The organism is Rhizobium anhuiense bv. trifolii, from assembly GCF_024346605.1.
Classification (GTDB): Bacteria; Pseudomonadota; Alphaproteobacteria; order Rhizobiales; family Rhizobiaceae; genus Rhizobium; species Rhizobium anhuiense.
Window position 1 is genome coordinate 1,033,980 of record NZ_CP098803.1, and the last position, 25,504, is coordinate 1,059,483.

The window sequence follows — 25,504 nt, forward strand, 5'->3', positions numbered from 1 at the left end:
ATGATGGATATCAGCGTCTCGGGCGGAGCCTCCGGTGCGGAGTCGGCTGCGGTTGCGAAATCCGCGCGGCCGGCCGGAAAAGATGATGCCGCCGGCCAGAAGAACGGCTTCTTCGACGTGCTTGCCAAGGCAGGCAGCAATGCCGTCAATGACGACACCGACGATGCGCAACCGGATCAAGGGACGGCTGCCGATGGCGCCGCGGAGAAAGTGGCGCGGACGATCCGCGGCCGCAGCAGCGCAAAGCCTTTGGTCGATCTCAGTGACGCCGCGCTGAAGGCGCAGGCGGAGGTGCCGCCGGAAACGATCGCCAATGTCGAAAAGGTTGCGGCAAAGCCCGCAAAGGCCGGGGTCAAAATGCCGGCCGATCTCGCCTTCGGCACGCTCGATCCGAAAGACAGTCCCGCAGATGAGGTGGTGCAGACGGCCAAGAGTGGCAAGCACGCCAAGGCCGACGCATTGGAAACCGATACGGACCAGGACAGCGACGAGGATGACGGCGGCATTTCCGACGTCCTCGGCCTGCTGAAGCAGGAACCTGCCGACGGCGCCGTCGCCTTGCCGGCGGCAACAGCCGCCCACCATCTGTCCGCCAAGGCCGGTGAGGCCGGACCGGCCGACAAGAAACTCGATGGGGTCGACGCCAAGGCGGGCGGCCATGCATCCGATGCTCTGGCGGCCGTCAGCAGCAACGTCGAGAGCGGCAAGGCGGATGACGTTAAGCTTCCCGGAGCGGAGAGTGCCGAAGCAACAGATGGCAGGACATTCAGGATCAGTCGTGCCGATGGCCGCGGCGTATCGATGGATGTCCACATCGGCACTGATCAGGCCGGGGCGAAGGATGGCGCGAAGAAGGCCGATGTCGAAAATGTTTCGGTGCTCGAATCGCGCCGCTATATCGGCCTGATGCAGAATTCGAATTCCGCCGCCGTGACCGCTGCTCTCTCCGGCGATTCCGAATGGGCGCGCGCCATGGAACCGAGCTCGGCGCTCTCCAACGCGGCGGAATGGACGAGCACCGGCAAGGTGGTCAATACGCTGAAGATCCAGATGAACCCGCTCGATCTCGGCCTGGTGACGGCGACCATGCGCCTGTCCGGCGACGCCCTGAATGTCGACCTCAAGGTCGAAACGGGGGCGGCCTATCGTCAGATGAAGGAAGACCACGGCAAGATTCTCGAAGCTCTGCGCAGCCAGGGCTACGCCGTCGACAACGTCACCATCAGCATGGCGCCGGTCGAGCGTGCCGATACCGGCAACCAGGCGGGCAGCCAGGCCTCCCAGCAGCAGTCGCTCCCCCAGCAGGGGCAGGGCGGCGAGGCGCGCGAGCGTCACAATCAGACGGCACGGACGGATGGAGGCTTCAATGGCGCAGGCGAGACTGGTATTGAAGACGCTCGTACTGGCGGCAGCAGCGGCACTGGCGGCGTTTACCTCTGAGGCATCAGCCTCCACCGGCGCCTGCGAACGCGAGATCCAGTCGGCCGCTGCCAAATATGGTATCCCGGAAGGCATCCTCTATTCAGTCGGTCTGACGGAGACCGGCCGCAAGGGCTCGCTCTATCCCTATGCCATGAACGTCGAAGGCAAGGCGATCTTTCCGCCCTCGGAGCAGGATGCGATGCGGCAATTCGACGTCGCCCGCAGCAGCGGCGCGAAGCTCATCGACATCGGCTGCATGCAGATCAACCACTATTATCACGGTGAAAATTTCGGCTCCGCCGAGGATATGTTCGACCCACACCGCAACGTAGAGTACGCGGCAAAATTCCTCCGCAACCTTCATGACCGGCACGAGACATGGACGATGGCGGTAGCCAGATACCATGCCGGACCCAACAACGATCCGGCGCAGAAGCAATATGTCTGTCGCGTCATCGCCAATCTGGTTGCCACGGGCTACGGCAAGTGGACTCCCAATGCGAGTAACTTTTGCCGAAATTAGTGCAACCAAAAATGGAAGAGGCATATTGTGACGAAACTGTGTCACAATATGGCGGGAATCCGGCACGAAACCCGTGTGCAAGCCATAATTAACCGGGCGTTAACTTTTCCACGAAATTTTGGTGTGCATATTCAATCATACCCACTAGATATAGATCAAATCGGACCCGAGATCTTAATCAATTATTAATTTCTGCCATTAACTTTAACGAGTTGTCGCCGATTCGTGCGATTCGTACCCATAGATCATCGAAGTGCCACACTGATTCGGAGGCGGACGAATGATCGTAGTGGTTGATGAGCGTGAGCTCGTGAAAGATGGATACACATCTCTGTTCGGCCGTGAGGGCATTCCCTCCACCGGCTTTGATCCAACGGAGTTCGGCGAGTGGGTACAGACCGCTGCCGATTCCGATATAGCGGCAGTCGAGGCTTTCCTGATCGGGCAGGGCCAGCGCAACCATGAACTGCCCCGGGCGATCCGGGATCGGTCGATGGCGCCGGTGATTGCGGTCAGCGACCAGCCCTCGCTCGAAAACACCCTTGCGCTTTTCGATTGCGGCGTCGACGACGTGGTGCGCAAACCGGTGCATCCCCGCGAAATCCTCGCAAGAGCGGCTGCGATCCGGCGCCGGCTGAAGGCGATCGCCAACTACACCGAGATCGGCGGGATCCGCGTCTTCTCGGATGGCCGCGACCCCGAGATCAACGGCGAGGTCTTTGCGCTTCCCCGGCGCGAGCGCCGTATCCTCGAATATTTGATCGCCAATCGCGGTCGCCGGGTCACCAAGACCCAGATCTTCAACGCCATCTACGGCATCTTCGATGAAGAGGTCGAGGAGAACGTCGTCGAAAGCCACATCTCGAAGCTGCGCAAGAAGCTGCGCAAGAAGCTCGGCGTCGATCCGGTCGATTCCAAGCGTTTCCTTGGCTACTGCATCGATTGGGCCTGATTTTGCCGGCCGGGTGGCGGCGCCCGGCTGAACCTCGATATTCGGCCTCGCTGCGAGCATGACAGACAGCTTCACGCAAGGCCCGACAAATACTCTCGAGTTTAACAGGTAAAACGAGGTTTTCAGATGAGCATTTTTGGCAGCATGAAGACGGCAGTATCGGGGATGAACGCGCAGGCGAACCGCCTCAGCACCGTCGCCGACAACATCGCCAACGTTAACACCAGCGGTTACAAGGCAGTGTCGACGAGCTTCTCGTCGCTCGTTCTGCCTTCCTCGGGCGGCAATTACAATTCCGGCGGCGTTCAGACCTCCGTGCGCCAGGCCGTTTCCGACCAGGGCGATATTTCCTACACCACCTCGGGCACCGACCTCGCGATTTCGGGCGACGGCTTCTTCATCGTCCAGGGTGCGGACGGCACGCCGGTTCTGACCCGTGCCGGCGATTTCACCAAGGACGACGAAGGCAACCTCGTCAATTCCGCCGGCTTCCAGCTGATGGGCTATTCCTACGACTCCGGCTCTCCCGCCGTCGTCGTCAACGGTTTCGACGGCCTCGTTCCGGTCAACGTCAACCAGGAAGGGCTGACCGCCATCGCCTCGACCTCAGGCGTCTTCACGGGCAACCTCAATTCCAACGCCACTGTCGAGTCGACCGCGGCGAATCTCCCGAGCGCCAACGGTACCACCACGACGACTGACACCAAGAAGTTCTCGATGGTTGCCTATGACACTCTCGGCAACAAGGTGATGTACGACTTCTACTTCACCAAGACCTCGGCCACGACGCCGCCGCCGTCTACAGGTACCGCCAGCACCTGGGAGGTTGCGGTCTTCCGCAACGCCGATGCGACGACGGGCAGCACGACCTCCTTCCCCTACAGCACCACCGGCGGCACTGTGGGTTCGACCACGCTCGACTTCGACTCCACTGGCGCGATCACCAACTCGACCGGCACCTTCACAATCACTGATCCGGTGACTGGTCTGGACATCGACATGGATCTCACGGGCTTCACCCAGCTCGCCTCCGAGTTTGCCGGCACCGGCACACCGAACGGCCAGGCCGCCAGCCCGGTCAAGGACGTCACGATCGACGGCGACGGCATCGTCTACGCCAAATACGAGGATGGCAGCACCAAGCCGCTCTACCGCATTCCGCTGGCGAATGTGGCGAGCCCCGACAAGCTGACGCTGATGAGCGGCAACGTCTACAGCGCCAACGGCCAGTCGGGCGTCACCGTCACCGGCTTCCCGCAGACCAACGGCCTCGGCACGATCAAATCGGGCGCTCTCGAAGGTTCGAACGTCGACCTCGCCGGCGAGCTGACCGAAATGATCGAGTCGCAACGCAGCTATACCGCCAATTCCAAGGTGTTCCAGACGGGGTCCGACATCATGGACGTCCTCGTCAACCTCAAGAGATAATCAGGCTCAAGAGATAATCAGGGTAACGGGTAAGCCATGTCGCTCACGTCAGCACTTAATACCGCGCAGAGCATATTCAACAATACCGGCACGCAGAGCAGTGTCGTATCGAACAATATCTCGAATGCCGGCAACAAAGATTACGTGCGCCGGCAGGCGATGCTTACCACGTCCCTGAACGGCGCCCAGGTCGTCAAGATAGACCGGGCGCAGGAAGATGCCCTGCTGCGCCAGTACCTGAAGTCATCCTCTCAGGACAGCGCCCAGCAGGCATTGCTCGGCGGTCTCGAGGACCTCAAGTCGATCATGGGTGGCAACGACTACGAAACGTCGCCATCCACCTATCTCGGTGTTTTCCAGCAGAAGCTTCAGGCTTTCCGCACGACGCCGGGCAGCACCGTCGCCGCCCAGGGCGCCATCACCGCCGCCCAGGATGTCGCCAACTCGCTGAACAACGCCTCGCAATCCGTTCAGGACGTCCGCGCCACCGCCGACAAGCAGATTGCCACCGACGTCGAAACGCTAAATACGCTGCTGAGCCAGTTCGAGGAGGCCAACAATGCGGTGAAGACCGCCACGGCCTCGGGTGCCGATGCTTCCGGCGCTCTCGATGAACGCGAGAAGGCTCTCAAGCAGATTTCGAAGATCGTCGGCGTCAGCGCGACGACGCGCGACAACAACGACATGGTGCTGAGCACGCCCGACGGGACGATCCTCTTCGAGACGGTTCCGCGCACCGTGACCGTCAAGTCTCAGGACATCTATACCGCCACCACCGTCGGCAATTCCGTCTATATCGACGGTGTCGCGCTGCCGCTCGGCAGCGGATCGACCACGACGGGGATGGGAAGCCTTCAGTCGCTCCTGCAGGTCCGCGACGAGATCGCCCCCAACTTCCAGAAGCAGCTCGACGAAATCGCCCGCGGCCTGGTCTCGATCTTCAAGGAGGACAACTCGTCAGGCACCCCGGCCTACGTGCCCGGCCTCTTCACCTGGAGCGGCGGCACGGTCGAGGACGGCTCCACCGCCGTTGACGGCATGGCCTCGACCATCGCCGTCAGCACCCGTGTGATCACCTCACAGGGCGGCGACCCGATGCGCCTGCGCGATGGCGGCATCAATGCCACCGGCGTCGTTGTGAACACGTCGGGCGAAAGCGGCTATACGGATGAACTCGATCGCCTCTATACGGCGTTGGGCTCCGATATGGATTTCGACCCGGCAACGGGAACGACCGTCGGCTTCGACGCCACGACGGGCATCGATTCGAACGTCAGCATCATGGAATACGCCACGAATTCCCTCGGCTGGCTCGAGCAGTATCGCAGCAACGCCACGACGGCGGCGGAAAATACCTCGGCGGCGCTTTCACGCTCCGACGAAGCCTATTCCAACGAGACGGGCGTCAACCTCGACGAGGAGCTGACGCTGCTCCTCGACATAGAGCAGTCCTACAAGGCGGCGACGAAGATCCTGAACGCCGTTGACGAAATGTTGAAGTCATTGCTGGATATTGCGAGTTAAGCCATGAAGAGCTCATTTATTTCAAGTTCAGCCATTCAGAACGCGATGCGCCTGACGATCCGTCAGGGGCAGAACCAGATGACCAAGGCAACGATGGAAGCGACGACGGGTGTCTATGCGGATATCGGTGTCTCTCTCGGCGGCAACGCCGCCAGGAGCGTGGACTTCACCCGCGAGACCGACAGGATAGCCTCGATCAAATCAAGCAATTCGCTTGTCGCCGCGCGCATGGAATCCTCGCAGCTCGGCCTTTCCAAGATGAAGGACGTCGGCGACGGCCTGGTTTCGAAGCTGACAGCACTCCAGGGCAGCCACGATCCCGGCAGCATCACCGTCGCCATCCAGTCGGCGACCAGTGCGCTCTCCACGATGATGGACACCGCCAACACCATGGTGAACGGCGAATATCTGTTCTCCGGCATCAATACCGATGTGCAGCCGCTGACCGATATGACCGCAACGACGAGCGCCACCATCGTCACGGAGCTGAACACTTATGCGACCGGCCTCGGCAAGGCGGTCAGCGATTTGACCGGCGCTGAAATGGAGACCTTCATAACGTCGACGGTCGAGCCGATGTTCAGCGAAGCGAACTGGACCGATGCGACGACCGGCTGGTCGCAAGCGTCGAGCCAGAACATGACGAGCCGTATCAGCAACTCGGAAGTGATCGAATCCTCGACCAACGCCAATTCCGAAGGCATGCGCTACTTCGCGCTCGCCTCGGTGATGACCTCGGCGCTCCTCGACCAGGGCCTCAGCAGCGATGCAATGAGCACGGTGTCCAAGCAGGCGATCAGCTATACGACGAAGGCGACCAGCGGCCTCGTGACCCAGGCAAGCCAGCTCGGTCTTTCCCAGGAGCGCGTCAAGAAATCCAACGACGCCCTCGACGCCCAGTCGAACATCATCAAGAACAAGCTCGTCGATCTGCAGGGCGTCGATCCCTACGAGGCCTCGACGCTCGTCAAGACTTTGGAAACGCAGCTTGAAACCGCTTACACGATCGTCTCGAAGATCCAGCAGTTGAGTCTCGTAAACTACCTTTGATGATCAAAGGCGCGCAAAGAAGGATGCATGAATGTATCAGTTCTCATATGCCGAAGTCATGCAGGACTCGGTGGCCGACGCGAAAGAGCGGGAATGGCAGGTTCTTGACCGGTCCATAGATCTGCTTTCGCAGGCGCGCGAAAAGGAAAAATACGGCCGGGAAGCCATTGAAGCCCTGTTTTATACGCGCCGGGTGTGGATCAGCTTCATCGAAGATCTGAAACATCCCGACAACCAGCTGGAGATCGAGCTCAGGGCCAACCTCATCTCGATTGCGATCTGGATATTGAAGGAATGCGACAGGATCAGAAAACGTCAGTCTAATAACTACCAGGGCATCATCGACGTTACCACCATCATCAGGGATGGACTTAAATGAAAAGTACACTTCGCATTTCTCTGAAAGCCGGAGAAAGAATCTTCATCAACGGCGCTGTCCTGCGCGTCGACCGCAAGGTCGCGCTGGAATTCCTGAATGATGTGACGTTCCTTCTCGAAAACCACGTCCTGCAGCCGGAAGGCGCCACCACGCCCCTGCGTCAGCTCTATTTCATCGCGCAGATGATCCTCATCAATCCCGAGGGCAAGGACCACTCGACGGCGATGTTCCGCAAGTCGATCACCATGCTGCTCACCTGCTTCAAGAACGAGGAAATCCTCGCCGAACTGAAGCGCATCGACGCGCTGGTGTCGACCGGCCGTGCCTTCGATGCATTGAAGGCGATCCGCGGCCTCTACGCGATCGAAGACAGCATCCTCAACAACCACGAAATGCCGCCAACGATGGTCGAGCAGATTCGCAGGGAGATTGCACCATGGCGGTAGATGCAACAACAAGCGCGACCTCAACGACCTCGACGACCTCCTCGACGAGTTCGAGCTCGAAGTCGGCGACACTGAACTACGACAACTTCCTGCAGCTGCTCATCGCGCAGATGAAGAACCAGGATCCGACCGATCCGATGGATGCCAGCGAGCAGGTGGCGCAGCTGGCAACCTTCTCGCAGGTCGAGCAGACGATCCAGACCAACACCAAGCTGGACACGCTTCTGGCAAGCTCGAGCCTCACCCAGGCCAGCAGCTACGTCGGCAAATACATGGAAAGCGCCGACGGCACCGTCAAAGGCATCATCGATTCCGTCAAGGTTTATTCCGATGGTATCATTGCGACGACCGAAGATGGCGATAAGATACTCGTGCAGACGGGAATCACTGTTGCCGACGAGGCGCCGAGCAGCAGCTCCTGATGCGAACGGCGCCAACGCGCCTGTTTGACGCCAACCAAGCGCGGTCCGGCCAAGGCGGGGCCGCTTCAAGGCGATATGAGGTTGCCTTCGGATGAATGAAGCTGATGCATTGGATCTGTTCCAGGCCGCGATCTGGACCGTGCTGATTGCCGCCGGTCCCGCGGTCATCGCCGCGATGGTGGTGGGTCTCGTGATCGCCCTGATCCAGGCGCTGACCCAGGTGCAGGAAGCGACGCTGACCTTCGTTCCGAAGATCGTCGCGGTGCTGATCACGGTCGGCGTCACCGCGCCTTTCGTCGGCTCGCAGATCTCGATTTTCACTAATCTGGTCTTCTCGCGCATCCAGTCTGGTTTCTGAGCCACCTTCGCGCAAGCTTCGCCATTTAAGTCTCGATTCGAATTGGGCGGACTCATATCCGCCTCCTCTCATGAAGAGACGGAATCGTCATGGCGCAACCACCTGCACTCCCCATTCCAAAAGTCGCCCCGAGCCTGCGCGACGTCGGTTTTGCCCTCGGCATCGTCGGCATCATCTGCATTCTCTTCCTGCCGATCCCGCCATTTCTGATCGATATGGGCCTGGCCTTCTCGATCGCCTTCTCGGTTCTGATCCTGATGGTCGCGCTGTGGATTCAGAAGCCGCTCGATTTCTCGTCCTTCCCGACCATTCTGCTGATCGCGACGATGACCCGGCTGGCGCTGAACATCGCGACGACGCGCGTCATCCTGTCCCACGGCAATGAAGGCCACGACGCGGCCGGCGGCGTCATCGCCGGTTTCGCAAGCCTGGTCATGTCGGGCGACTTCGTCATCGGTCTGATTGTCTTCCTCATCCTCATCACCATCAACTTCATCGTCATCACCAAAGGTGCCACGCGTATCGCCGAAGTCGGCGCGCGTTTCACCCTGGACGCCATCCCCGGCAAGCAGATGTCGATCGACGCCGATCTTTCGGCCGGCATCATCGACGAAAAGGAAGCCCAGCGTCGGCGCCGGGAACTCGAGGAGGAAAGTTCCTTCTTCGGTGCGATGGACGGTGCCTCGAAGTTCGTGCGCGGCGATGCCGTCGCCGGCCTCATCATCACCGCCATCAACGTCTTCGGCGGCATCATCATCGGCTACTTCCGCCACGGCATGCCGATCGGCGAAGCGGCCGACGTCTTCGTCAAGCTCTCCGTCGGCGACGGCCTCGTCTCGCAGATGCCGGCGCTCATCGTCTCGCTCGCCGCCGGCCTTCTCGTCTCGCGCGGCGGCACCACCGGCTCCACCGACCAGGCTGTTGTCAACCAGTTGAGCGGCTATCCCCGCGCGCTCTCGGTCTCGGCCGTGCTGATGTTCGTCCTGGCCTTGATGCCCGGTCTGCCGTTTGTCCCCTTCGTGATCCTCGGCAGTCTTCTTGCCTTCGGCGCCTGGTTCATCCCGCGGCAGGTCGAGGCGGAAAACAAGCTTCGCCGCGAGCAGGAGGAAAAGAAGGTCGTCCAGAGCAAGGAGCTGGAAAAGGATTCGGTCAAGTCGGTGCTGCGCACCTCCGAGATCGAGCTCGCACTCGGCAAGATGGTCTCGACGCGCCTGCTCGGCGCCCACCAGGAGCTCGCCTTCCGCGTCGGCAAGATGCGCAAGAAGTTCGCCACGCAATACGGCTTCGTCGTGCCCGAGATCAAGGTCACGGACGATATCGCTATCGCCGAGAAGTCTTACCAGATCCGCATCCACGGCACGACGGTCGCCTCCAATCTCTTGCGCGTCGGCGAAGTCCTCGTCGTCACCGGCGCCGGCCGCCGGCCGAGCATTCCGGGCGACGAAATCCGCGAACCCGCTTTCGGCATGCCGGCGGTCTCGATCCTCGAAAACTTCGCCGACGATCTGAAACGCGAGGGCTTCCAGCCGATCGACAACGTCTCGGTCGTGCTCACCCATATGAGCGAGGTCATTCGCAACAACCTGCCGCAGCTTCTGTCCTACAAGGACGTCAAGGTGCTGATCGATCGGCTCGACCCCGAATACAAGAAGCTCGCCGACGAGATCTGCTCGTCGCACATGTCCTATTCGGGCCTGCAGGCGGTGCTCAAGCTCCTGCTTGCCGAACGCGTCTCGATCCGCAACCTGCACCTCATTCTCGAAGCGGTGGCCGAGCTTGCCCCGCATGTCAGGAAGACCGAGCAGATCGTCGAGCACGTCCGCATCCGCATGGCCCAGCAGCTTTGCGGCGATCTTGCCGACAATGGCGTGCTGCGCGTGCTCAGGCTGGGCAGCAAATGGGATCTGGCCTTCCACCAGGCGCTGAAGCGCGACGCCAAGGGCGAGGTGATCGAATTCGACATCGATCCGCGCAGCCTGGAAGAGTTCAGCGAGCAGGCCACCAAAGTTATCCGTGAGTTCATGGATCGCGGCCTGCCATTCGCCCTTGTCACATCGCCGGAAACACGCTCCTATGTGCGCATGATCATCGAACGGCTGTTCGCCACGCTCCCGGTCCTGTCGCATGTCGAACTGGCCAAGGGCATCGAGATAAAGATTTTGGGCTCTATTTCATGATAACAGACCCGCAAGGGACCGTTCTGGCGCTGTTTCTGGTTTTCTGCCGGATCGGTGGCTGTGTGCTGGCTCTTCCGGGTTTCTCCTCGGCGCGCGTGCCCGAACAACTGCGCGTCTTCATTGCCGGCGCGCTGTCTATCGCCGTCATGCCGCTGCTTTGGGATACTGTCTATCCGGCCGTTCACACCGGTTCTGCAACCTATATCGGCCTGATATTCAGCGAATCGCTGATCGGTGTGATGTATGGCATGCTGGCGAGGATCTATACGCTCGGCATGCAGTTCGCCGCCTCGATCATGGCCATGATGGTCGGTTATACCCAGCCGGGGTCCACCGACATCATCGAGGACACGTCGGAAAACAGCCTGTCGGCCTTTGTCACCTTTGCCGGCATCATGATTCTCTTCATCATGGATTTCCATCACATCGTCTTCCGCGCGCTGATCGATTCCTACACGACCATGCCATTCGGCGGCCTGATGCAGATGCGCGCGACGCTGATCTCCTTCACCGACACGCTGGAGCAGACCACCTACATCATGCTGCGGCTGTCGAGCCCGTTTTTGATCTATGGCATGATCTTCAACGTCTCGATCGGCTTCATCAACAAGCTGGCGCCGCAGATCCCGGTTTACTTCATCTCCACACCTTATCTGCTGATGGGCGGCCTCTTCCTGATCTATTTCTCGATTGCGGCGATGGTCAGCCAGTTCGGCCAGTCCTTCGGCTCGATCTATATCGGGCGATGAGGCGATGACCGAAAAGACGCGCTCCCAGAAACTCAAGCGACTGCTCTCGGTGCAGCGGCATATCGAACGGGTAGCCGAGAACGACCTGGCCGAAACCAGCCGCCAGCGCGTCGAGGTCAATGCGGCGATGGACGACGTCATCCTCGCGCTCGGCTCGATGGACCCGGTCCACCACGCCTTCTCGCAGAGCTACGCCGATCGATTCGGCAGGCTCACCATCAAGGACAAGCAACTGACCGGCATGCAGGAGGTCCACGAGATGCGGCTGGCGCGCGAGCGCGCCAAGGGCGATCGTTTCGAAGAGGGCATGAAGGAAGCCCTCGAGGCCGAGCGCCGCGAGGCCGACGACAATGCCGTCTACGATGTCATCGATCAGCAATTCGCAACGCCAGCCTCCAGCAAGCTTCAAAAACCATAGTCGTTACGATCTTAATTCAGAGGATTCTAACGTGGCTATTTCGCCCCCCAGTGATCTGGTCCTGGACGTTGTCAAAGCTGCCGACCCCATGGAGGTTCAGGCGGCCCAGGAAAAATTGAAGGCAAATCGTGCGGCCTTTGCCGCAACGAGCCTCGCCGAAAACGGCAAGGGCTTCTCCAATACGGTCGATGTTCTCGATCATATCGGCCAGAAGAGCGGCCTCGCCGACATCCAGAACCGCACCAAGGCCGAGGAAGTTCCGGAAAGCTACCGGAAGTTCGAGGCCATGGTTCTGCAGAATTTCGTCAAGTCCATGCTGCCGAGCGAAAGCGAAGACGTCTACGGCAAGGGCGCGACCGGCGATATCTGGAAAGGCATGATGGCCGAACAGCTCGGCAACACCATGGCCAAGGGTGACGGCATCGGCATCGCCAAGCAGATGTACAGCGAACAACTGCGCCGGCAGGAAGGCAAGATCGTCAATGCCTCGACCGACAACGATGACCGCAACACAGCGATCAGCATGATCGACGACTTCCAGCGTAAGACCTTTGGCACACCGACCGCCGAAGCCAAGACCGATCGAACAGGATGATTTTAGGCCCGTTGGCCTGAAATCTGAATCCTGTTCTCAATTAAAGTCAGAGCATGGTGTCGTCCGAAAACCGCGCACACTTTTCGGCGCCATGCTCTAAGCGACGCATAACCGAGGGTACAATGGAAATAGTTTCGAACGAATACAGGATCAAATCCGTTCTCGGACGCCTCGAAATGATAATCGACAATGAGAACACCCGGATCGGCAGCGATCCGCAATTCGATCTCAAGGTCTCCAATGCGCATAAGAGCCGCTGCCTCTACGAGCTGTCGATGCTTTTCCGCGATACCGATCCGGCCGAGCTTGCCGCTGCCCATCTCGATCAGCTGCATGGCTTGAAGAAGAAGCTGGTTCTCAATGCCCGCCGCGTCGAGGCGCATCTCGAAGCGGTGCGTGCCGTCGCCGACCTCCTGAAGAACGCCGTTCAGGATGCCGATGCCGACGGCACCTATTCCCAGGAACAATTCGCCATGCGTGGAAACTGATGATCAAGCTCGTCCTCACCGGTGTCTGGGTTTGCGCCATCACCTTGGCATCGGTCTATTTCTCGGTGTACCTGGCGACCGCGCCGGCGCCTGCGGCAACCGATTCCAAGCAGAGCGCACTCGAACTGGTGAAGGGCGAAACGATCACGGTACCGATCATCGGCAACGGCGCAGTCACCGGCTACTTCCTCGGCCGCGTTTCGTTCATGATGAACAAGGAGATGCTGAAGGGCGTGACGCTGCCGTTGTCCGAGATGACGACGGATGAGCTTTTCAGCCTGCTCGTCGGCAACAAGATGGTCGATATCGCCCACATCAAATCTTTCGATCCGAAGGCCTTCCGCGAAGAGATCAAGAAGGGCATGAACGAGCGCCTGGGTGGCGAATACGTCGCCGAAGTGATGCTGGAGCAGCTCGACTATCTCTCCAAGGAAGATGTCAAGGAAAGCTCCGCCGGCCAGCCGAAGAAGGTGGGCACACCCGTCAAGATCGTCGAGACCGCACCGGCCGGCGAAACGCCGGCGCCTCCTGCGCATTAGGCGACATCCGATCATCGACGACAAACGGCGCCGCAGGGCGCCTTTTTTCATTGGTGCACATGGTTAATAAACCACTTATGCGAGCATTGAAATTCAAGGAATTTTCCTAAGGGTTGTTTGAAACCATCCTGTTATATCAGGTCTCACAGCTTGGCTTGCGCCGCCTTCCGGGATCGGGGTGACGCCGTCCCGGCGTCACGCGACCGGTTCTTTCGAGACCTCCGGTGCGGAAATATGGGCTTGTTTTCCGGGATGTCGGGCGCATGCAGCACCCTCGGCAGGAGGTAGGAATGAATCTGATTGCAAACTTCGCGGTGCTCGCATCGCGGCGGACGATTTTCGATCTGCCGGTCTGCGATCTCGGCTGGGACGACGCCCTCGTTTTCATCAACGAGCTGGCCTCCATTCCCGTCGGCCAGACCGTGGTTTGCTTCGTCAACGCCCACAACATGCTGACGGCGCTGCGCGACGACGAATATTACCGGATCATGTCGCATAATCTGGTGCTGCCGGACGGCATCGGTCTCAACATCGCATCGCAGATCGCCCATGGCGCGCCATTTCCCGCCAATCTGAACGGCACCGATTTCGTGCCGGCCTTCCTCACCTTCATGGAGGCCCCGCGCCGCATCGGTCTGATCGGCGGCACGCGCTCGGTCGTCGAGGCGGCGGCGGAAAATTTCCGCAGGCATACGCCCTGGCATGAATTCGTCGTCATTTCCGACGGTTATTTCGATAAGGTCGATTCCTCCGTCGTCACCGAGGAGCTGGAGCGCCAGAAAGTCGATATCCTGATCGTCGGCATGGGAACGCCGCTGCAGGAGAAATGGGTCCACGACAATATCCGCGCCGATCATGCGCGCCTGGTGCTGACGGTGGGCGCTCTCTTCGACTTCGTTTCCGGCGCCGTCCCGCGTGCGCCGAGGACGGTGAGGATGATGCGCCTGGAATGGGCCTATCGCCTGCTGCAGGAGCCGACGCGCCTCTGGCGCCGTTACGTCATCGGCATCCCGGTCTTCCTCTTCCATGTCCTGCGCTACCGCTTCCGCCGGCGCGAAAGGATCCTCAGCTACCCGGAAGAGCACGGCACCGCTCTGCAGCCGCGGTCGGAGCATAAGAAAGCGAGCTAGAGCGCGTCGCGCAAAGGGCCGCGGTTTTGCCTAAAAACCAAGAGCTTGCGAAGCGCTTTAGCTCACCCCAGTTTTTTACACGCTGCGGTTAACCATTTCTTTGCCATGAATATTTAGATTGGTTTAATCATCGGCCTCCGTGCGGATGAACGAAGCCGGCCATCAAGTGCATGAGATGTGGCGCAAATGTACGATATCAGGGCCAGAAGCAGTTTTCACGATCGCGCAGCCGCTGAGCCGCGTGCCCATGACGATTCGTATCGATCGCCCCGATCGAAGCGGGCCGGTATCGCGCCGCCCGAGGCCGAACTGCTGCGCGCCATCGGCCGCGCGCTGGAAGAGCAGCGCGCCATGGCGGCGCACGCAGCACCGCTGGTCGACCGCATCGAAACCATCCTCGGCAACCGCCTCCGGGCCGCCAATGATGTCGGCCATCTGCTTTCTGAGGAGCCGGCGCGCCACGAGGAACTGGCTGCTCCGGCCGGCGAGCCGGTGCGCTCACCCGAACTGCTGGCCGTTATCCGTGAAGAACCCGCGGCGCCTCGGCCGGCCAGGCCGCGCCGTCGTCTGAGCGGCATTGGTCTTGCAATGACGATCGCCGTCCCGACGGTCGTCGGAGCGGGCCTGCCGGCGCTGATGCCGGCGTCGCCAACCCTCTACCGTGCCGAAGCGACGCTTGCGGTGAAGACAGATGCTGCAAGCCGCGCTGCCTTTACCCAGGCCGCGGCAAAGGGGCTGCTGACGGCGCGCATGGTTGCTTCGACGGTCGCCGCCCTGAAACTCGATCGCGATCCCGAATTTGCCGGCCCCGGCGCCAATGCGCTTGGCGTTGCGCTCGATCTCCTCTCGGCGACCGGTGCGGCTGCCGATCCGGCCTCGCGCGCCGAGGCGACACTGAAGCATGCGGTCGAGATCCTGCCCGATGCCGCCGCCGGCACGATCCTCCTGAGGGTGACAACAGGCGATGGCGGCAAATCCATGCGCATCGCTGCAAGGCTTGCCGAAACGGTTTCCGCAGCAGACCGACCCGGCGGCAACGGCGAAACCGACACCGCTTTGCGCAAGGCCTATGACGAGGCGAAGGCGGAGCTTGCCGCCTTCACGGCCAAGAGCGGCGAGGGCAACGTCAAGGTGGCGATCGACCTTCGCCGCCAGATCGACCGGCTCGATGCCGATCTGAAACAGGCCGACCAAAACATCCTTTCCGCCAAGGCGCAGGCCGACCGGCTCAAGGCGGCGAAACTTCCCGAGGTGCTCGACGGTTCATTGCCCTCCGATATGCTCTCGCCGGCGCTGCAGGACTGGCGCGACAAATATGCCGTCGCCAGAACCGCGCTTGCCCAGCTTTCTGCCGAGCTTGGCCCGCGCCATCCGCGCCTCCTGCAGCAGCAGGCTGAAACCGATGGTCTGAAGGAGAATATGGGCAAGGAACTGACCCGTCTTGCCCAGACCGCCAATGTCGCCGCCAAGGCCGCCGTCGATGCGCGCAAGGGCCTGAATGACCGCCGCAACACGCTGATCGCCCAGAGCCGGGATACCGGCGTCGATCTTTCCCGGCTGACCGAACTCGGCGAGAAGGCCAATGCCGCGCGTTCGCGCCTGGAAGATGCGGATTCCGCATCGGCGGCAACGGCTGCCGACGGTCATATCACGCTGATGAAGCCGGCGCTGGCAACAGCGGTGTCGGCGAGGGATGGCTGGATTGGCCGCTTGCTGGCCGGCGCTGCCATGGGTCTGGCGGTCGGTCTTGCCGCGGCTTTCCTGCTGCGCCTGCGCCGGCCCATCGCTGCTGCCGCGCATGCGGAAATGCCGCTATCCCGGCCGCAGGCCTCGCCGCCGCCGGTACTTCCGCCCGTTCCCGCACCGGTCGACGAGATGGAGGTGTTGCGCTCCGAGATCTCCGGGCTGCGCGACCGGCTTCGTGTTCATGCGCTCGAAGCGCGGCAGCCGCTGCGCTGACGAACATTTCCTTGCATTTTTGATATTGCCTTGCTGCTTTCCGACAGGATAGGGCGTTAGCGGGCATTTGACGCTCGCCGACTATCCATAGATTGACGCGAAACAGGGCGGAGAGACGTGTGACGACAGTAATCGACGGCAAGAACGTAGCTGCATCGGTAATTCAGACGGTCAAGAGTGCGACGGCAGCGCTGGAAAAGAGCAGCGGCGTCACCACCGGCCTTGCGGTCGTCATCGTCGGCGACGATCCGGCAAGCCACGCCTATGTCAGCTCCAAGAGCCGCATGGCCAAGGAATGCGGCTTCAAGTCCGTCCAGCACACGCTGCCGGCCGAAACCAGGCAGGAGGAGCTGGCAGCCCTCGTCGCCACCCTCAATGCCGATCCCTCGATCCACGGCATCCTGGTGCAGCTGCCGCTGCCGAAGCCGCTCGACAGCGAGCCGATCATCCAGTCGATCCTGCCCGAAAAGGATGTCGACGGCTTGAGCGTCGTCAATGCCGGCAAGCTCGCCACCGGCGACCTGAAGACCGGCCTGGTCTCCTGCACGCCGGCCGGTGCCATGGTCTTCGTCCGCCGCACCCATGGCGAGGATCTCTCCGGCCTCAACGCCGTCGTCATCGGCCGCTCCAACCTGTTCGGCAAGCCGATGGCGCAATTGCTGCTCAACGCCAATGCGACGGTGACGATCGCGCATTCCAGAACGAAGAACCTTTCCGAGGTCTGCCGCAATGCCGATATCCTGGTCGCCGCCGTCGGCCGGCCGGAAATGGTCAGGGCCGATTGGGTAAAGCCAGGTGCGACGGTCATAGACGTCGGGATCAACCGTATTCCGGCACCCGAAAGAGGTGAGGGCAAGACCCGGCTGGTCGGCGACGTCGCCTTCCAGGAAGTCTCGGCGGTCGCCAGCACCATCACCCCGGTTCCCGGCGGTGTCGGGCCGATGACCATCGCCATGCTGATGGCCAACACCGTCATCGCCGCTCATCGTACCGCGGGACAGACGCCGCCGCAGTTTTGAAGTTCGGGATGCTCTAAACCTGGGGAACAGGGCCGGTCGAGGCCCTGACGATCAGTTCGGTCTTCCAGAGCTCCTGGTCGGGGAAGGGGCCGGCTTGCTTTACCGTGCCGATCAGCCGCTGGGCGATACGGACGCCCGCCGCCCGCAACGAAGAGCGTGTCGTCGTCAGCGGCACCGAGAAGTTTTCCGGTTTCAGCAGCGGCAGCACGTCGTCATGGGCGATCAGCGAGATATCCTCCCCGAGCCGCAATCCCGCCTGGTTGACCGCGCGGATCGCGCCGAGCGCCAGCACCGTGCTGGAGCAGAGGATTGCCGTCGGGCGCTCCGGCAATTGCAGGAAATGTTCCATCGCCAGCAGGCCTTGTTCGTCCGTCATCAGCGTATGGCTCATGCTGCCCTCGTCGAGCACGAGTCCGCGTTCGGCAAGGGCTGATATGACGCCGTTCTTCCTGCGGATGGCGAAATCGAGATGCATCGGTCCGTTCATCAGCGCAAAGCGCGTATGGCCGAGCTGCAGCAACAGCCGCGTCGCATCGTAGAAGGCCGCTTCATTGTCGATATCGAGATAGGGATAGTCGGGCTCGGAACCGAAGGAGCGGCCGTGCACGACATAGGGCATGGAGAGCGATTTCAGCATGGCAAGCCGCGGGTCGTGCCCGCGCATATAGGCGACGAACATTGCATCGACATTGCCGCTGATCGCCAGGCGCCGGAGCGCGCCCACCTCGTCATCCGGATCGGCCGGCATGATGACGAAGTGGAAATCGTGGCGCACGGCCTCTTCGCCGAGCCCGGCCAGGAATTCGCCGAAATGCACGTCGGACTGGTGGCCGGGCGCCGTCGGCATGACGAGGCCGATCGAGCCTGCCTTGCCGGTCGCAAGCCGCTGCGCCGCCTTGTTCGGCCGGTATCCGGTTTCCTTGACAGCCTGGAGCACGCGCTCCCGGGTCGCCTCGTTGACCTCGGGATAACCATTGAGCGCTCGGCTCACCGTCGTCTGCGACAGCCCCAGCAATTCCGATAGCTGTTTGAGATTCACCTGTTATGCTTCCTCCGGGCCCGCCCTGCGGCCGTCTTGAAAAGGCCTGCCGCCTCCCAGCGACATTCAAAGCGCTTTCAAATATGTAGCATTTGGCGCGCTTGACTCAAGAAAAATCGCTCCATATTTCCCGAGAGGCGTCGCTGCGCTGCGATATCCCGCGTGTTCACGGCGGGTTTTCGCGAAATGACTTGACTCCATTCCACCGAAAGTGAAATGAGTTGGGTGTCAAAGCGCTTTGAAATTTCCATTTAAGGGAGTTCGGCGCAGTTGGGATTGTGATGGGAGGTTGATCACATGAAAAAGTCATTTTTGATGGGCGTTGCCGTGGCAGCGCTTTTTGCCGGTACTGCGTCTGCAGCCGATCTGAAATTTGCGCCGGGGCAGGATTCCAAGTTCAACTGGAAGAGCTATGACGAATTCAAGGCCGCTCACGCCGATCTGAAGGGCCAGCCGCTGACGATCTTCGGGCCGTGGCGCGGCGAGGACGAGGCGTTCTTCCAGAGCGTTCTTGCCTATTTCGTCGAAGCCACCGGCATCGATGTCAAATACTCCTCTTCCGAAAATTACGAACAGCAGATCGTCATCGATACGCAGGCAGGCTCGCCGCCGAACATTGCGGTTCTGCCGCAGCCTGGCCTCCTGGCCGATCTCGCCAGCAAGGGCTTCCTGACACCGCTCGGCGATGACAACTCCAAGTGGATCAAGGACAATTACGGCGCCGGCGACAGCTGGGTCGGTTACGGCACCTACAAGGGCAAGGACGGCAAGGAAGCCTTCTACGCCTTCCCTTATAAGGCCGACGTGAAATCGCTCGTCTGGTATGTTCCGGAGAATTTCGAGGAAGCCGGCTACAAGATCCCGACGACTATGGAAGAGCTGCATGCCCTGACCGACCAGATCGTCAAGGATGGCGGCGTTCCCTGGTGCATCGGTCTCGGTTCCGGCGGCGCCACCGGCTGGCCGGCGACCGACTGGGTCGAAGACCTGATGCTGCGCATGCAGCCGCCCGAAGCCTACGACAAGTGGACGACCAACGAGCTGAAGTTCACCGATCCGGCCGTCGTTGCTGCGATCGACGAATTCGGCAAGTTCGCCAAGAACGAGAAATACGTCGATGGCGGCGTCGCCGCGGTGGCCTCGACCGATTTCCGCGACAGCCCGAAGGGCCTCTTCGCCGTTCCGCCGAAGTGCTACATGCACCATCAGGCCTCGTTCATCCCGTCCTTCTTCCCTGAGGGCACGAAGCTCGGCCAGGATGCCGACTTCTTCTACATGCCGACCTATGCGTCGCATCCCGAGCTCGGCAAGCCGGTTCTCGGCGCCGGCACGCTCGTCTCGATCGCCAAGGACTCGAAGACGGCCCGCGCCTTCATCGACTTCCTGAAGACCCCGATCGCGCATGAGGTCTGGATGGCGCAGTCGAGCTTCCTGACGCCGTACAAGGGTGTCAGCACCGAGGCCTATGCCAATCCGCAGATGAAGAAGGAAGGCGAGATCCTGACCTCGGCCACTACCTTCCGCTTCGACGGTTCCGACCTGATGCCGGGCAAGATCGGCGCCGGCGCCTTCTGGACGGGCATGGTCGATTTCGTCGGCGGCAAGTCCGCCGAAGAGGCCGCTGGCGAAATCCAGAGCGCCTGGGACGGCATCAAGTAATCTTCAAATTATGCCGCCGGCTTGCCGGCGGCATGGCTTGCATGACTGGCCGGGCTCGAAAAGAGCCCGGCCATCGCAGGATATATTGTGATTGGGCAATACAAAGAGATTGACCATGACCGGCGTTGACCCGTCAGCATAAAAACCGGTTGGGATAAGATCAGGGGAAGCAGGGGAGGGACGAAATGCTGTCGCAGATAGTGTCCGCTTTGGGCGTCGTGGTCGTCGCCGTTTTCGCGTGCTCGGCCTATTTCTATTTTTCGAACAAGATTCTGGATCTCGCTCTGCCGGTGAAGGATGGCGACATCCGCGCCGCATCGCGCAATCTCAACCGCCGCGCGCTGATCCGGCCGTGGTTGTTCATCGGCCCGGCGCTCTTCCTGCTCATCGTCTATCTCGTCTATCCCGTCGTTGCGACCTTCATCCTCTCCTTTTACGACCGTGCCGGTCTGCACTTCGTCGGCCTCGCCAATTACAAATGGGCGATCGGCGACCGCGAATTCCGCCAGTCGATCTTCAACAACATCCTCTGGCTCGCCGTCGTGCCGGCCGCCTGCACCTTCTTCGGCCTCGTCATCGCGGTGATGACCGATCGCATCTGGTGGGGCAATATCGCGAAAAGCATCGTCTTCATGCCGATGGCGATCTCCTTCGTCGGCGCCTCGGTCATCTGGAAATTCATCTATGAATATCGCGGCGGCAACGACGTTCAGATCGGCCTGCTGAACGCCATCGTCCAGACTTTCGGCGGCACGCCCGAGGTGTGGATCTCCATTCCCTTCTGGAACAACTTCTTCCTGATGGTCATCCTGATCTGGATCCAGACCGGTTTCGCCATGGTCATCCTGTCGGCCGCTCTGCGCGGCATCCCCGAGGAGACGATCGAGGCCGCCGTCATCGACGGCGCCAATGGCTGGCAGATCTTCTGGCGCATCATGGTGCCGCAGGTCTGGGGCTCGATCGCCGTCGTCTGGACGACGATCACCATCCTCGTCCTCAAGGTCTTCGACATCGTGCTGACCATGACCAACGGCCAGTGGCAGACGATGGTGCTGGCGAACCTGATGTTCGACTGGATGTTCCGCGGCGGCGGCGATTCCGGCCGAAGTGCGGTTATCGCCATCATCATCATGCTCGCCGTCACGCCGATCATGGTGTGGAACGTGCGCCGCGCCAATCGCGAACTGAAGGGGCACTGAGATGACCGCTGCCGGAAGCTACTTCAAGATCGGCCCCGCCCGTCTCTTCGTTCACGCCGCCGTTCTGCTGATCGTCATCATCTGGCTGATCCCGACGCTCGGCATCTTCGTCAGCGCGCTGCGCGACAAGGACCAGATCGTCGTCTCCGGCTGGTGGACGGCCTTCGTCGGCTCGACGCAGACCGTCGCCGTCCGCTTGGGCACGCCGGACCAGCAGCAGCAGGAAGGTGCGGCCTACGTCATCTCCGGCAATGTGCTGGAAGGCCAGACCGGCCGCTCGGTGAAGGCCTTCGGCAACCGTGTGCAGCAGCCCGCCGCCTACAAGGCCGGCGAGACCGCCGATCTCGGCGACGGCGAAACCCTGCAGATCAACAGCGACGGCAGCTATCGCTATATGAAGAACGCCGCCTTTTCGCCCGACCAACGTCCGCGGCGCATCTATGCGTCCGTCTCGGCGCCGCCGGAATTCACCATGCAGAACTACAACACGGTTCTGACAGGCGAGGGCATCGGCCAGTCCTTCATCAACTCGCTGACGGTGACGATCCCGGCGACGATCATCCCGATCCTGATTGCCGCTTTCGCCGCCTACGCCCTGAGCTGGATGGAGTTTCCCGGCCGCGGCCTGCTGATTGCGCTCGTCGTCGGCCTCATCGTCGTGCCGCTGCAGATGTCGCTGATCCCGCTCTTGCGTCTTTACAACGAGATCGGCGGCATGCTCGGCCAGCCGTCGAAGACCTATCCCGGCATCTGGCTGGCCCACACCGCCTTCGGCATGCCGCTCGCCATCTATCTCCTGCGGGCCTATATCGCCGGCCTGCCGAAGGAGATCATCGAATCCGCCCGCGTCGACGGCGCCAGCGACTTCGAGATCTTCGTCCGCATCGTATTGCCTCTGTCCTTCCCGGCACTCGCCTCCTTCGCCATCTTCCAGTTCCTGTGGGTGTGGAACGACCTGCTCGTCGCCATGGTCTTCCTCGGCACCGACAAGGACCACCTCGTGCTCACCGGCAGCCTGAACGCGCTGCTCGGCTCGCGCGGCGGCAACTGGGAGATTTTGACGGCGTCGGCTTTCGTCACCATCATCGTGCCGCTGCTCGTCTTCTTCGGGCTGCAGCGCTACCTGGTGCGCGGTCTGCTGGCTGGCTCGGTCAAGGGAGGCTGACCATTCCCGAACGTGACTTCAAACAGGATATTCCATGAACGTGGCTTCCCAATCGATCTCGACCCCCGACAAGGACTGGTGGCGTGGGGCGGTGATCTACCAGATCTACCCGCGCTCCTACCAGGATTCGAACGGTGACGGCATCGGCGACCTGAAGGGCATCACCGCCCGCTTGCCGCATGTGGCAAGCCTCGGCGTCGATGCGATCTGGATCTCGCCCTTCTTCACCTCGCCGATGCGCGATTTCGGTTATGACGTTTCCGACTACGAGAATGTCGATTCGATCTTCGGGACGCTGGTGGATTTCGACACGATGATCGCTGAGGCCCATCGCCTCGGCATCCGCGTGATGATCGACCTCGTCATCTCCCACAGCTCGGATCAGCATCCCTGGTTCGTCCAGAGCCGCTCCAGCAAGACCAATGCCAAGGCCGACTGGTATGTCTGGGCCGACGCCAAGCCGGACGGTACGCCGCCGAACAACTGGCTGTCGATCTTCGGCGGCTCCGCATGGGCGTGGGATCCGACGCGCATGCAGTATTACCTGCACAATTTCCTGACCTCGCAGCCGGATATGAACTTGCATAATCCCGAAGTTCAGGATCGTCTGCTCGATGTCGTGCGCTTCTGGCTCAATCGCGGCGTCGACGGCTTCCGCCTCGACACCATCAATTTCTATTTCCACGACACGCAACTGCGCGACAATCCCGCGCTCGCTCCCGAGCGCCGCAACGCTTCGACGGCGCCGGCGGTCAATCCCTATAATTTCCAGGAGCATCTCTACGACAAGAATCGCCCGGAGAACCTTGCCTTCCTGAAGCGCTTCCGCGCCGTTCTCGAGGAGTTCCCGGCAATTGCCGCCGTCGGCGAAGTCGGCGACAGCCAGCGCGGCCTCGAGATCGTCGGCGAATACACTTCCGGCAACGACAAGATGCATATGTGCTACGCCTTCGAGTTCCTGGCGCCCGATCCGCTGACCCCGGAGCGCGTCGAGGAGGTGATGGAGGATTTCGAAGCTGCCGCGCCTGATGGCTGGGCCTGCTGGGCCTTCTCCAATCACGACGTCATGCGCCATGTCAGCCGTTGGGGCGGGCTGGTCGCCGATCACGACGCCTTCGCCAAGCTTTATGCCTCGTTGCTGATGACGTTGCGCGGTTCCGTCTGCCTCTATCAGGGCGAGGAACTGGCCCTGACCGAGGCCGATCTTGCCTACCAGGATCTGCAGGACCCCTATGGCATCCAGTTCTGGCCGGAATTCAAGGGCCGTGACGGCTGCCGCACGCCGATGGTCTGGGACAGCCAGGTCGCCCAGGGCGGCTTCTCCAGCGTCAAGCCTTGGCTGCCGGTGCCGGTCGAGCATATCCTGCGCGCCGTCAGCGTCCAGCAGGGCGACGAGGCTTCGGTGCTGGAGCACTATCGCCGCTTCATCGCCTTCCGCAAGCTGCACCCGGCTTTTGCCAAGGGCGAGATCGAATTCGAGGAGCAGCAGGGCGATGCCCTGGTCTTTACGCGCGAATACGGCAATGAGAAGCTGCTCTGCATCTTCAACATGAGCCCGGCTGAGGCCGCCGTCACTCTGCCGGCGGGAGAATGGCAGGCATTGACGGGCCATGGCTTTACCAGCAACAACTATGGCGACAAGATCGATATTCCGGCCTGGGGGGCGTATTTCGCCCGTCTGGCCTAAGGAACCGAACATAGGGGAGAGAAAAATGACTGGACTGACGCTGAAGGATATTCGCAAATCCTACGGTTCCGTGGACGTTCTCCACGGGATCGACCTCGATATCAAACAGGGCGAATTCATCGTCTTCGTCGGTCCGTCCGGCTGCGGAAAATCCACGCTTCTGCGCATGATCGCCGGTCTCGAGGCGATCACGGGCGGCGAGATGTATATCGACGGCCATCTCGTCAATGACGTGCCGCCCTCCAAGCGCGGCATCGCCATGGTCTTCCAGTCCTACGCGCTCTACCCGCACATGACCGTCTTCGACAACATGGCTTTCGGCATGAAGATCGCCGGCGAAAGCAAGCAGGAAATCGACCGCCGTGTCCGGGCGGCGGCCGAGAGCCTGCAGCTCACCAAATATCTCGATCGCCTGCCGAAGGCGCTTTCCGGCGGCCAGCGCCAGCGCGTGGCGATCGGCCGCGCCATCTGCCGCGATCCGAAGGTCTTCCTGTTCGACGAGCCGCTGTCCAACCTCGATGCCGCGCTGCGTGTCGCCACCCGCATCGAGATCGCCCGCCTGAACGAACAGATGGCCGATACGACGATGATCTACGTGACCCACGACCAGGTCGAGGCGATGACGCTCGCCGATCGCATCGTCGTTCTCTCCGCCGGCAATATCGAGCAGGTCGGTGCGCCGCTGGAGCTCTATGAGCGCCCGGCCAACCTCTTCGTCGCGAAATTCATCGGCTCGCCGGCGATGAACATCATCCCGGCGACGGTGGCCGGAACCGGAAGCCAGACGACGGTGACGCTGACCGGCGGCATGTCCGTGACGCTCGATGTGGCGACCGACGCGTCGGAAGCAGGCAAGCAGGCAAGCTTCGGCGTTCGTCCGGAGGATCTGAGGATCGCCGACGGCGCCGACTACCTTTTCGAAGGCGAGGTGTCGATCGTCGAAGCGCTCGGCGAAGTGACGTTGCTCTATATCGAAGGCCTGGTCCCGGGCGAACCGATCGTTGTCAAGTTGCCCGGCATTTACGATGTGAAGAAGGGCCAGCGGATGCGGTTTGCCGCCGACAGGCAGAAGTTGCATCTCTTTGACGCAACCGGTCATACCTACCGGAAATGAGGCGGCCATTTTTGGGGTAGTCATCCCAAGAATTGTACGGGACGGGCCAAATTCTCACTTTCT

The 25,504-nt window shown here is 61.1% G+C and carries 25 protein-coding genes; 24 read left to right on the plus strand and 1 reads right to left on the minus strand.

Annotated elements, in window-relative coordinates; all coding sequences use genetic code 11:
* From fliK to folD, 19 genes are all read left to right on the plus strand, one after another.
* Nucleotides 1-1,440: a flagellar hook-length control protein FliK gene (fliK, locus tag NE851_RS13640; protein WP_168332628.1), complete on the plus strand. Its 1,440-nt coding sequence runs from the start codon at nt 1-3 to the stop codon at nt 1,438-1,440.
* Nucleotides 1,388-1,945, plus strand: coding sequence for a lytic transglycosylase domain-containing protein (locus NE851_RS13645; RefSeq protein WP_029868224.1), 558 nt, complete (start codon nt 1,388-1,390; stop codon nt 1,943-1,945). Before fliK ends, NE851_RS13645 begins: the two co-directional genes overlap by 53 nt.
* A 280-nt stretch (nt 1,946-2,225) precedes the next feature.
* Nucleotides 2,226-2,897, plus strand: a complete 672-nt coding sequence (rem, locus tag NE851_RS13650) for a transcriptional activator Rem (protein WP_029868223.1) — start codon at nt 2,226-2,228, stop codon at nt 2,895-2,897.
* A gap of 126 nt (nt 2,898-3,023) precedes the next feature.
* Nucleotides 3,024-4,325, plus strand: a complete 1,302-nt coding sequence (locus NE851_RS13655; protein WP_047613606.1) for a flagellar hook protein FlgE — start codon at nt 3,024-3,026, stop codon at nt 4,323-4,325.
* Nucleotides 4,326-4,361: 36 nt separating this feature from the next.
* Entirely contained in the window at nt 4,362-5,849 is a 1,488-nt protein-coding gene (gene flgK, locus NE851_RS13660; protein WP_047613609.1) for a flagellar hook-associated protein FlgK, read from the plus strand.
* Nucleotides 5,850-5,852: 3 nt separating this feature from the next.
* Entirely contained in the window at nt 5,853-6,899 is a 1,047-nt protein-coding gene (locus NE851_RS13665) for a flagellar hook-associated family protein (protein ID WP_097622994.1), read from the plus strand.
* A gap of 31 nt (nt 6,900-6,930) precedes the next feature.
* Nucleotides 6,931-7,278, plus strand: coding sequence for a flagellar biosynthesis regulator FlaF (gene flaF, locus NE851_RS13670; RefSeq protein ID WP_029868219.1), 348 nt, complete (start codon nt 6,931-6,933; stop codon nt 7,276-7,278).
* Nucleotides 7,275-7,724, plus strand: coding sequence for a flagellar biosynthesis repressor FlbT (flbT, locus tag NE851_RS13675; protein WP_029868218.1), 450 nt, complete (start codon nt 7,275-7,277; stop codon nt 7,722-7,724). The genes flaF and flbT overlap by 4 nt, the downstream gene beginning before the upstream one ends.
* Nucleotides 7,715-8,146 carry a flagellar hook assembly protein FlgD gene (flgD, locus tag NE851_RS13680; RefSeq protein WP_047613610.1) on the plus strand — a complete coding sequence of 144 codons (432 nt, stop codon included), beginning with the start codon at nt 7,715-7,717 and terminating at the stop codon, nt 8,144-8,146. Before flbT ends, flgD begins: the two co-directional genes overlap by 10 nt.
* A gap of 91 nt (nt 8,147-8,237) precedes the next feature.
* Nucleotides 8,238-8,504, plus strand: a complete 267-nt coding sequence (fliQ, locus tag NE851_RS13685; RefSeq protein ID WP_009992823.1) for a flagellar biosynthesis protein FliQ — start codon at nt 8,238-8,240, stop codon at nt 8,502-8,504.
* 89 nt (nt 8,505-8,593) lie between these two features.
* Complete coding sequence (gene flhA / locus NE851_RS13690) at nt 8,594-10,681, plus strand: flagellar biosynthesis protein FlhA (RefSeq protein WP_047613614.1); 2,088 nt, start codon at nt 8,594-8,596, stop codon at nt 10,679-10,681.
* The gene (gene fliR, locus NE851_RS13695; protein WP_047613616.1) at nt 10,678-11,430 is read left to right on the plus strand and encodes a flagellar biosynthetic protein FliR; all 753 of its coding nucleotides are present in this window, start codon (nt 10,678-10,680) and stop codon (nt 11,428-11,430) included. The genes flhA and fliR overlap by 4 nt, the downstream gene beginning before the upstream one ends.
* A 4-nt stretch (nt 11,431-11,434) precedes the next feature.
* Nucleotides 11,435-11,848, plus strand: coding sequence for a hypothetical protein (locus NE851_RS13700; protein WP_047613619.1), 414 nt, complete (start codon nt 11,435-11,437; stop codon nt 11,846-11,848).
* Nucleotides 11,849-11,879: 31 nt separating this feature from the next.
* On the plus strand, nt 11,880-12,443 hold the full coding sequence (locus NE851_RS13705; protein ID WP_047613620.1) for a rod-binding protein: 564 nt from the start codon (nt 11,880-11,882) through the stop codon (nt 12,441-12,443).
* A gap of 122 nt (nt 12,444-12,565) precedes the next feature.
* On the plus strand, nt 12,566-12,931 hold the full coding sequence (locus NE851_RS13710) for a hypothetical protein (protein WP_047613621.1): 366 nt from the start codon (nt 12,566-12,568) through the stop codon (nt 12,929-12,931).
* Entirely contained in the window at nt 12,931-13,470 is a 540-nt protein-coding gene (locus NE851_RS13715) for a membrane protein (protein WP_047613623.1), read from the plus strand. The genes NE851_RS13710 and NE851_RS13715 overlap by 1 nt, the downstream gene beginning before the upstream one ends.
* 290 nt (nt 13,471-13,760) lie before the next feature.
* Nucleotides 13,761-14,600, plus strand: a complete 840-nt coding sequence (locus tag NE851_RS13720) for a WecB/TagA/CpsF family glycosyltransferase (RefSeq protein WP_097595979.1) — start codon at nt 13,761-13,763, stop codon at nt 14,598-14,600.
* Between the two features lie 186 nt (nt 14,601-14,786).
* On the plus strand, nt 14,787-16,559 hold the full coding sequence (locus NE851_RS13725; protein ID WP_183908790.1) for a GumC domain-containing protein: 1,773 nt from the start codon (nt 14,787-14,789) through the stop codon (nt 16,557-16,559).
* A 119-nt stretch (nt 16,560-16,678) separates the two neighbouring features.
* Nucleotides 16,679-17,578, plus strand: a complete 900-nt coding sequence (gene folD, locus NE851_RS13730) for a bifunctional methylenetetrahydrofolate dehydrogenase/methenyltetrahydrofolate cyclohydrolase FolD (RefSeq protein ID WP_029868027.1) — start codon at nt 16,679-16,681, stop codon at nt 17,576-17,578.
* A gap of 13 nt (nt 17,579-17,591) precedes the next feature.
* Here folD and NE851_RS13735 read toward each other — a convergent pair whose 3' ends face one another.
* A complete protein-coding gene (locus NE851_RS13735) occupies nt 17,592-18,617 on the minus strand; it encodes a LacI family DNA-binding transcriptional regulator (RefSeq protein ID WP_063476339.1) in 1,026 nt (341 codons plus the stop codon).
* Between the two features lie 297 nt (nt 18,618-18,914).
* On the opposite strand from NE851_RS13735, the gene NE851_RS13740 reads away from it, so the two are divergent.
* The 5 genes from NE851_RS13740 (at nt 18,915) to NE851_RS13760 (ending at nt 25,441) form a co-directional block, all read left to right on the plus strand.
* Nucleotides 18,915-20,276, plus strand: coding sequence for an ABC transporter substrate-binding protein (locus NE851_RS13740; RefSeq protein ID WP_029868024.1), 1,362 nt, complete (start codon nt 18,915-18,917; stop codon nt 20,274-20,276).
* A gap of 185 nt (nt 20,277-20,461) precedes the next feature.
* The gene (locus NE851_RS13745; protein WP_183908792.1) at nt 20,462-21,475 is read left to right on the plus strand and encodes a carbohydrate ABC transporter permease; all 1,014 of its coding nucleotides are present in this window, start codon (nt 20,462-20,464) and stop codon (nt 21,473-21,475) included.
* A gap of 1 nt (nt 21,476) precedes the next feature.
* Nucleotides 21,477-22,640, plus strand: a complete 1,164-nt coding sequence (locus NE851_RS13750) for a carbohydrate ABC transporter permease (protein ID WP_047613627.1) — start codon at nt 21,477-21,479, stop codon at nt 22,638-22,640.
* Nucleotides 22,641-22,674: 34 nt separating this feature from the next.
* Nucleotides 22,675-24,327, plus strand: a complete 1,653-nt coding sequence (bglA, locus tag NE851_RS13755) for a beta-galactosidase BglA (RefSeq protein ID WP_183908794.1) — start codon at nt 22,675-22,677, stop codon at nt 24,325-24,327.
* A 25-nt stretch (nt 24,328-24,352) separates the two neighbouring features.
* Complete coding sequence (locus NE851_RS13760; RefSeq protein WP_029868020.1) at nt 24,353-25,441, plus strand: ABC transporter ATP-binding protein; 1,089 nt, start codon at nt 24,353-24,355, stop codon at nt 25,439-25,441.
* Nucleotides 25,442-25,504 lie beyond the last annotated feature (63 nt).

Excerpts from the sequence above, each read along its gene's own strand:
- fliK (WP_168332628.1), top strand. The coding sequence starts at position 1 with ATGATGGATATCAGCGTCTCGGGCGGAGCCTCCGGTGCGGAGTCGGCT.
- rem (WP_029868223.1), top strand. The coding sequence starts at position 2,226 with ATGATCGTAGTGGTTGATGAGCGTGAGCTCGTGAAAGATGGATACACA.
- NE851_RS13655 (WP_047613606.1), top strand. The coding sequence starts at position 3,024 with ATGAGCATTTTTGGCAGCATGAAGACGGCAGTATCGGGGATGAACGCG.
- flgK (WP_047613609.1), top strand. The coding sequence starts at position 4,362 with ATGTCGCTCACGTCAGCACTTAATACCGCGCAGAGCATATTCAACAAT.
- NE851_RS13665 (WP_097622994.1), top strand. The coding sequence starts at position 5,853 with ATGAAGAGCTCATTTATTTCAAGTTCAGCCATTCAGAACGCGATGCGC.
- flaF (WP_029868219.1), top strand. The coding sequence starts at position 6,931 with ATGTATCAGTTCTCATATGCCGAAGTCATGCAGGACTCGGTGGCCGAC.
- flbT (WP_029868218.1), top strand. The coding sequence starts at position 7,275 with ATGAAAAGTACACTTCGCATTTCTCTGAAAGCCGGAGAAAGAATCTTC.
- flgD (WP_047613610.1), top strand. The coding sequence starts at position 7,715 with ATGGCGGTAGATGCAACAACAAGCGCGACCTCAACGACCTCGACGACC.
- fliQ (WP_009992823.1), top strand. The coding sequence starts at position 8,238 with ATGAATGAAGCTGATGCATTGGATCTGTTCCAGGCCGCGATCTGGACC.
- flhA (WP_047613614.1), top strand. The coding sequence starts at position 8,594 with ATGGCGCAACCACCTGCACTCCCCATTCCAAAAGTCGCCCCGAGCCTG.
- fliR (WP_047613616.1), top strand. The coding sequence starts at position 10,678 with ATGATAACAGACCCGCAAGGGACCGTTCTGGCGCTGTTTCTGGTTTTC.
- NE851_RS13700 (WP_047613619.1), top strand. The coding sequence starts at position 11,435 with ATGACCGAAAAGACGCGCTCCCAGAAACTCAAGCGACTGCTCTCGGTG.
- NE851_RS13710 (WP_047613621.1), top strand. The coding sequence starts at position 12,566 with ATGGAAATAGTTTCGAACGAATACAGGATCAAATCCGTTCTCGGACGC.
- NE851_RS13715 (WP_047613623.1), top strand. The coding sequence starts at position 12,931 with ATGATCAAGCTCGTCCTCACCGGTGTCTGGGTTTGCGCCATCACCTTG.
- NE851_RS13720 (WP_097595979.1), top strand. The coding sequence starts at position 13,761 with ATGAATCTGATTGCAAACTTCGCGGTGCTCGCATCGCGGCGGACGATT.
- NE851_RS13725 (WP_183908790.1), top strand. The coding sequence starts at position 14,787 with ATGTACGATATCAGGGCCAGAAGCAGTTTTCACGATCGCGCAGCCGCT.
- NE851_RS13740 (WP_029868024.1), top strand. The coding sequence starts at position 18,915 with ATGAAAAAGTCATTTTTGATGGGCGTTGCCGTGGCAGCGCTTTTTGCC.
- NE851_RS13745 (WP_183908792.1), top strand. The coding sequence starts at position 20,462 with ATGCTGTCGCAGATAGTGTCCGCTTTGGGCGTCGTGGTCGTCGCCGTT.
- NE851_RS13750 (WP_047613627.1), top strand. The coding sequence starts at position 21,477 with ATGACCGCTGCCGGAAGCTACTTCAAGATCGGCCCCGCCCGTCTCTTC.
- bglA (WP_183908794.1), top strand. The coding sequence starts at position 22,675 with ATGAACGTGGCTTCCCAATCGATCTCGACCCCCGACAAGGACTGGTGG.
- NE851_RS13760 (WP_029868020.1), top strand. The coding sequence starts at position 24,353 with ATGACTGGACTGACGCTGAAGGATATTCGCAAATCCTACGGTTCCGTG.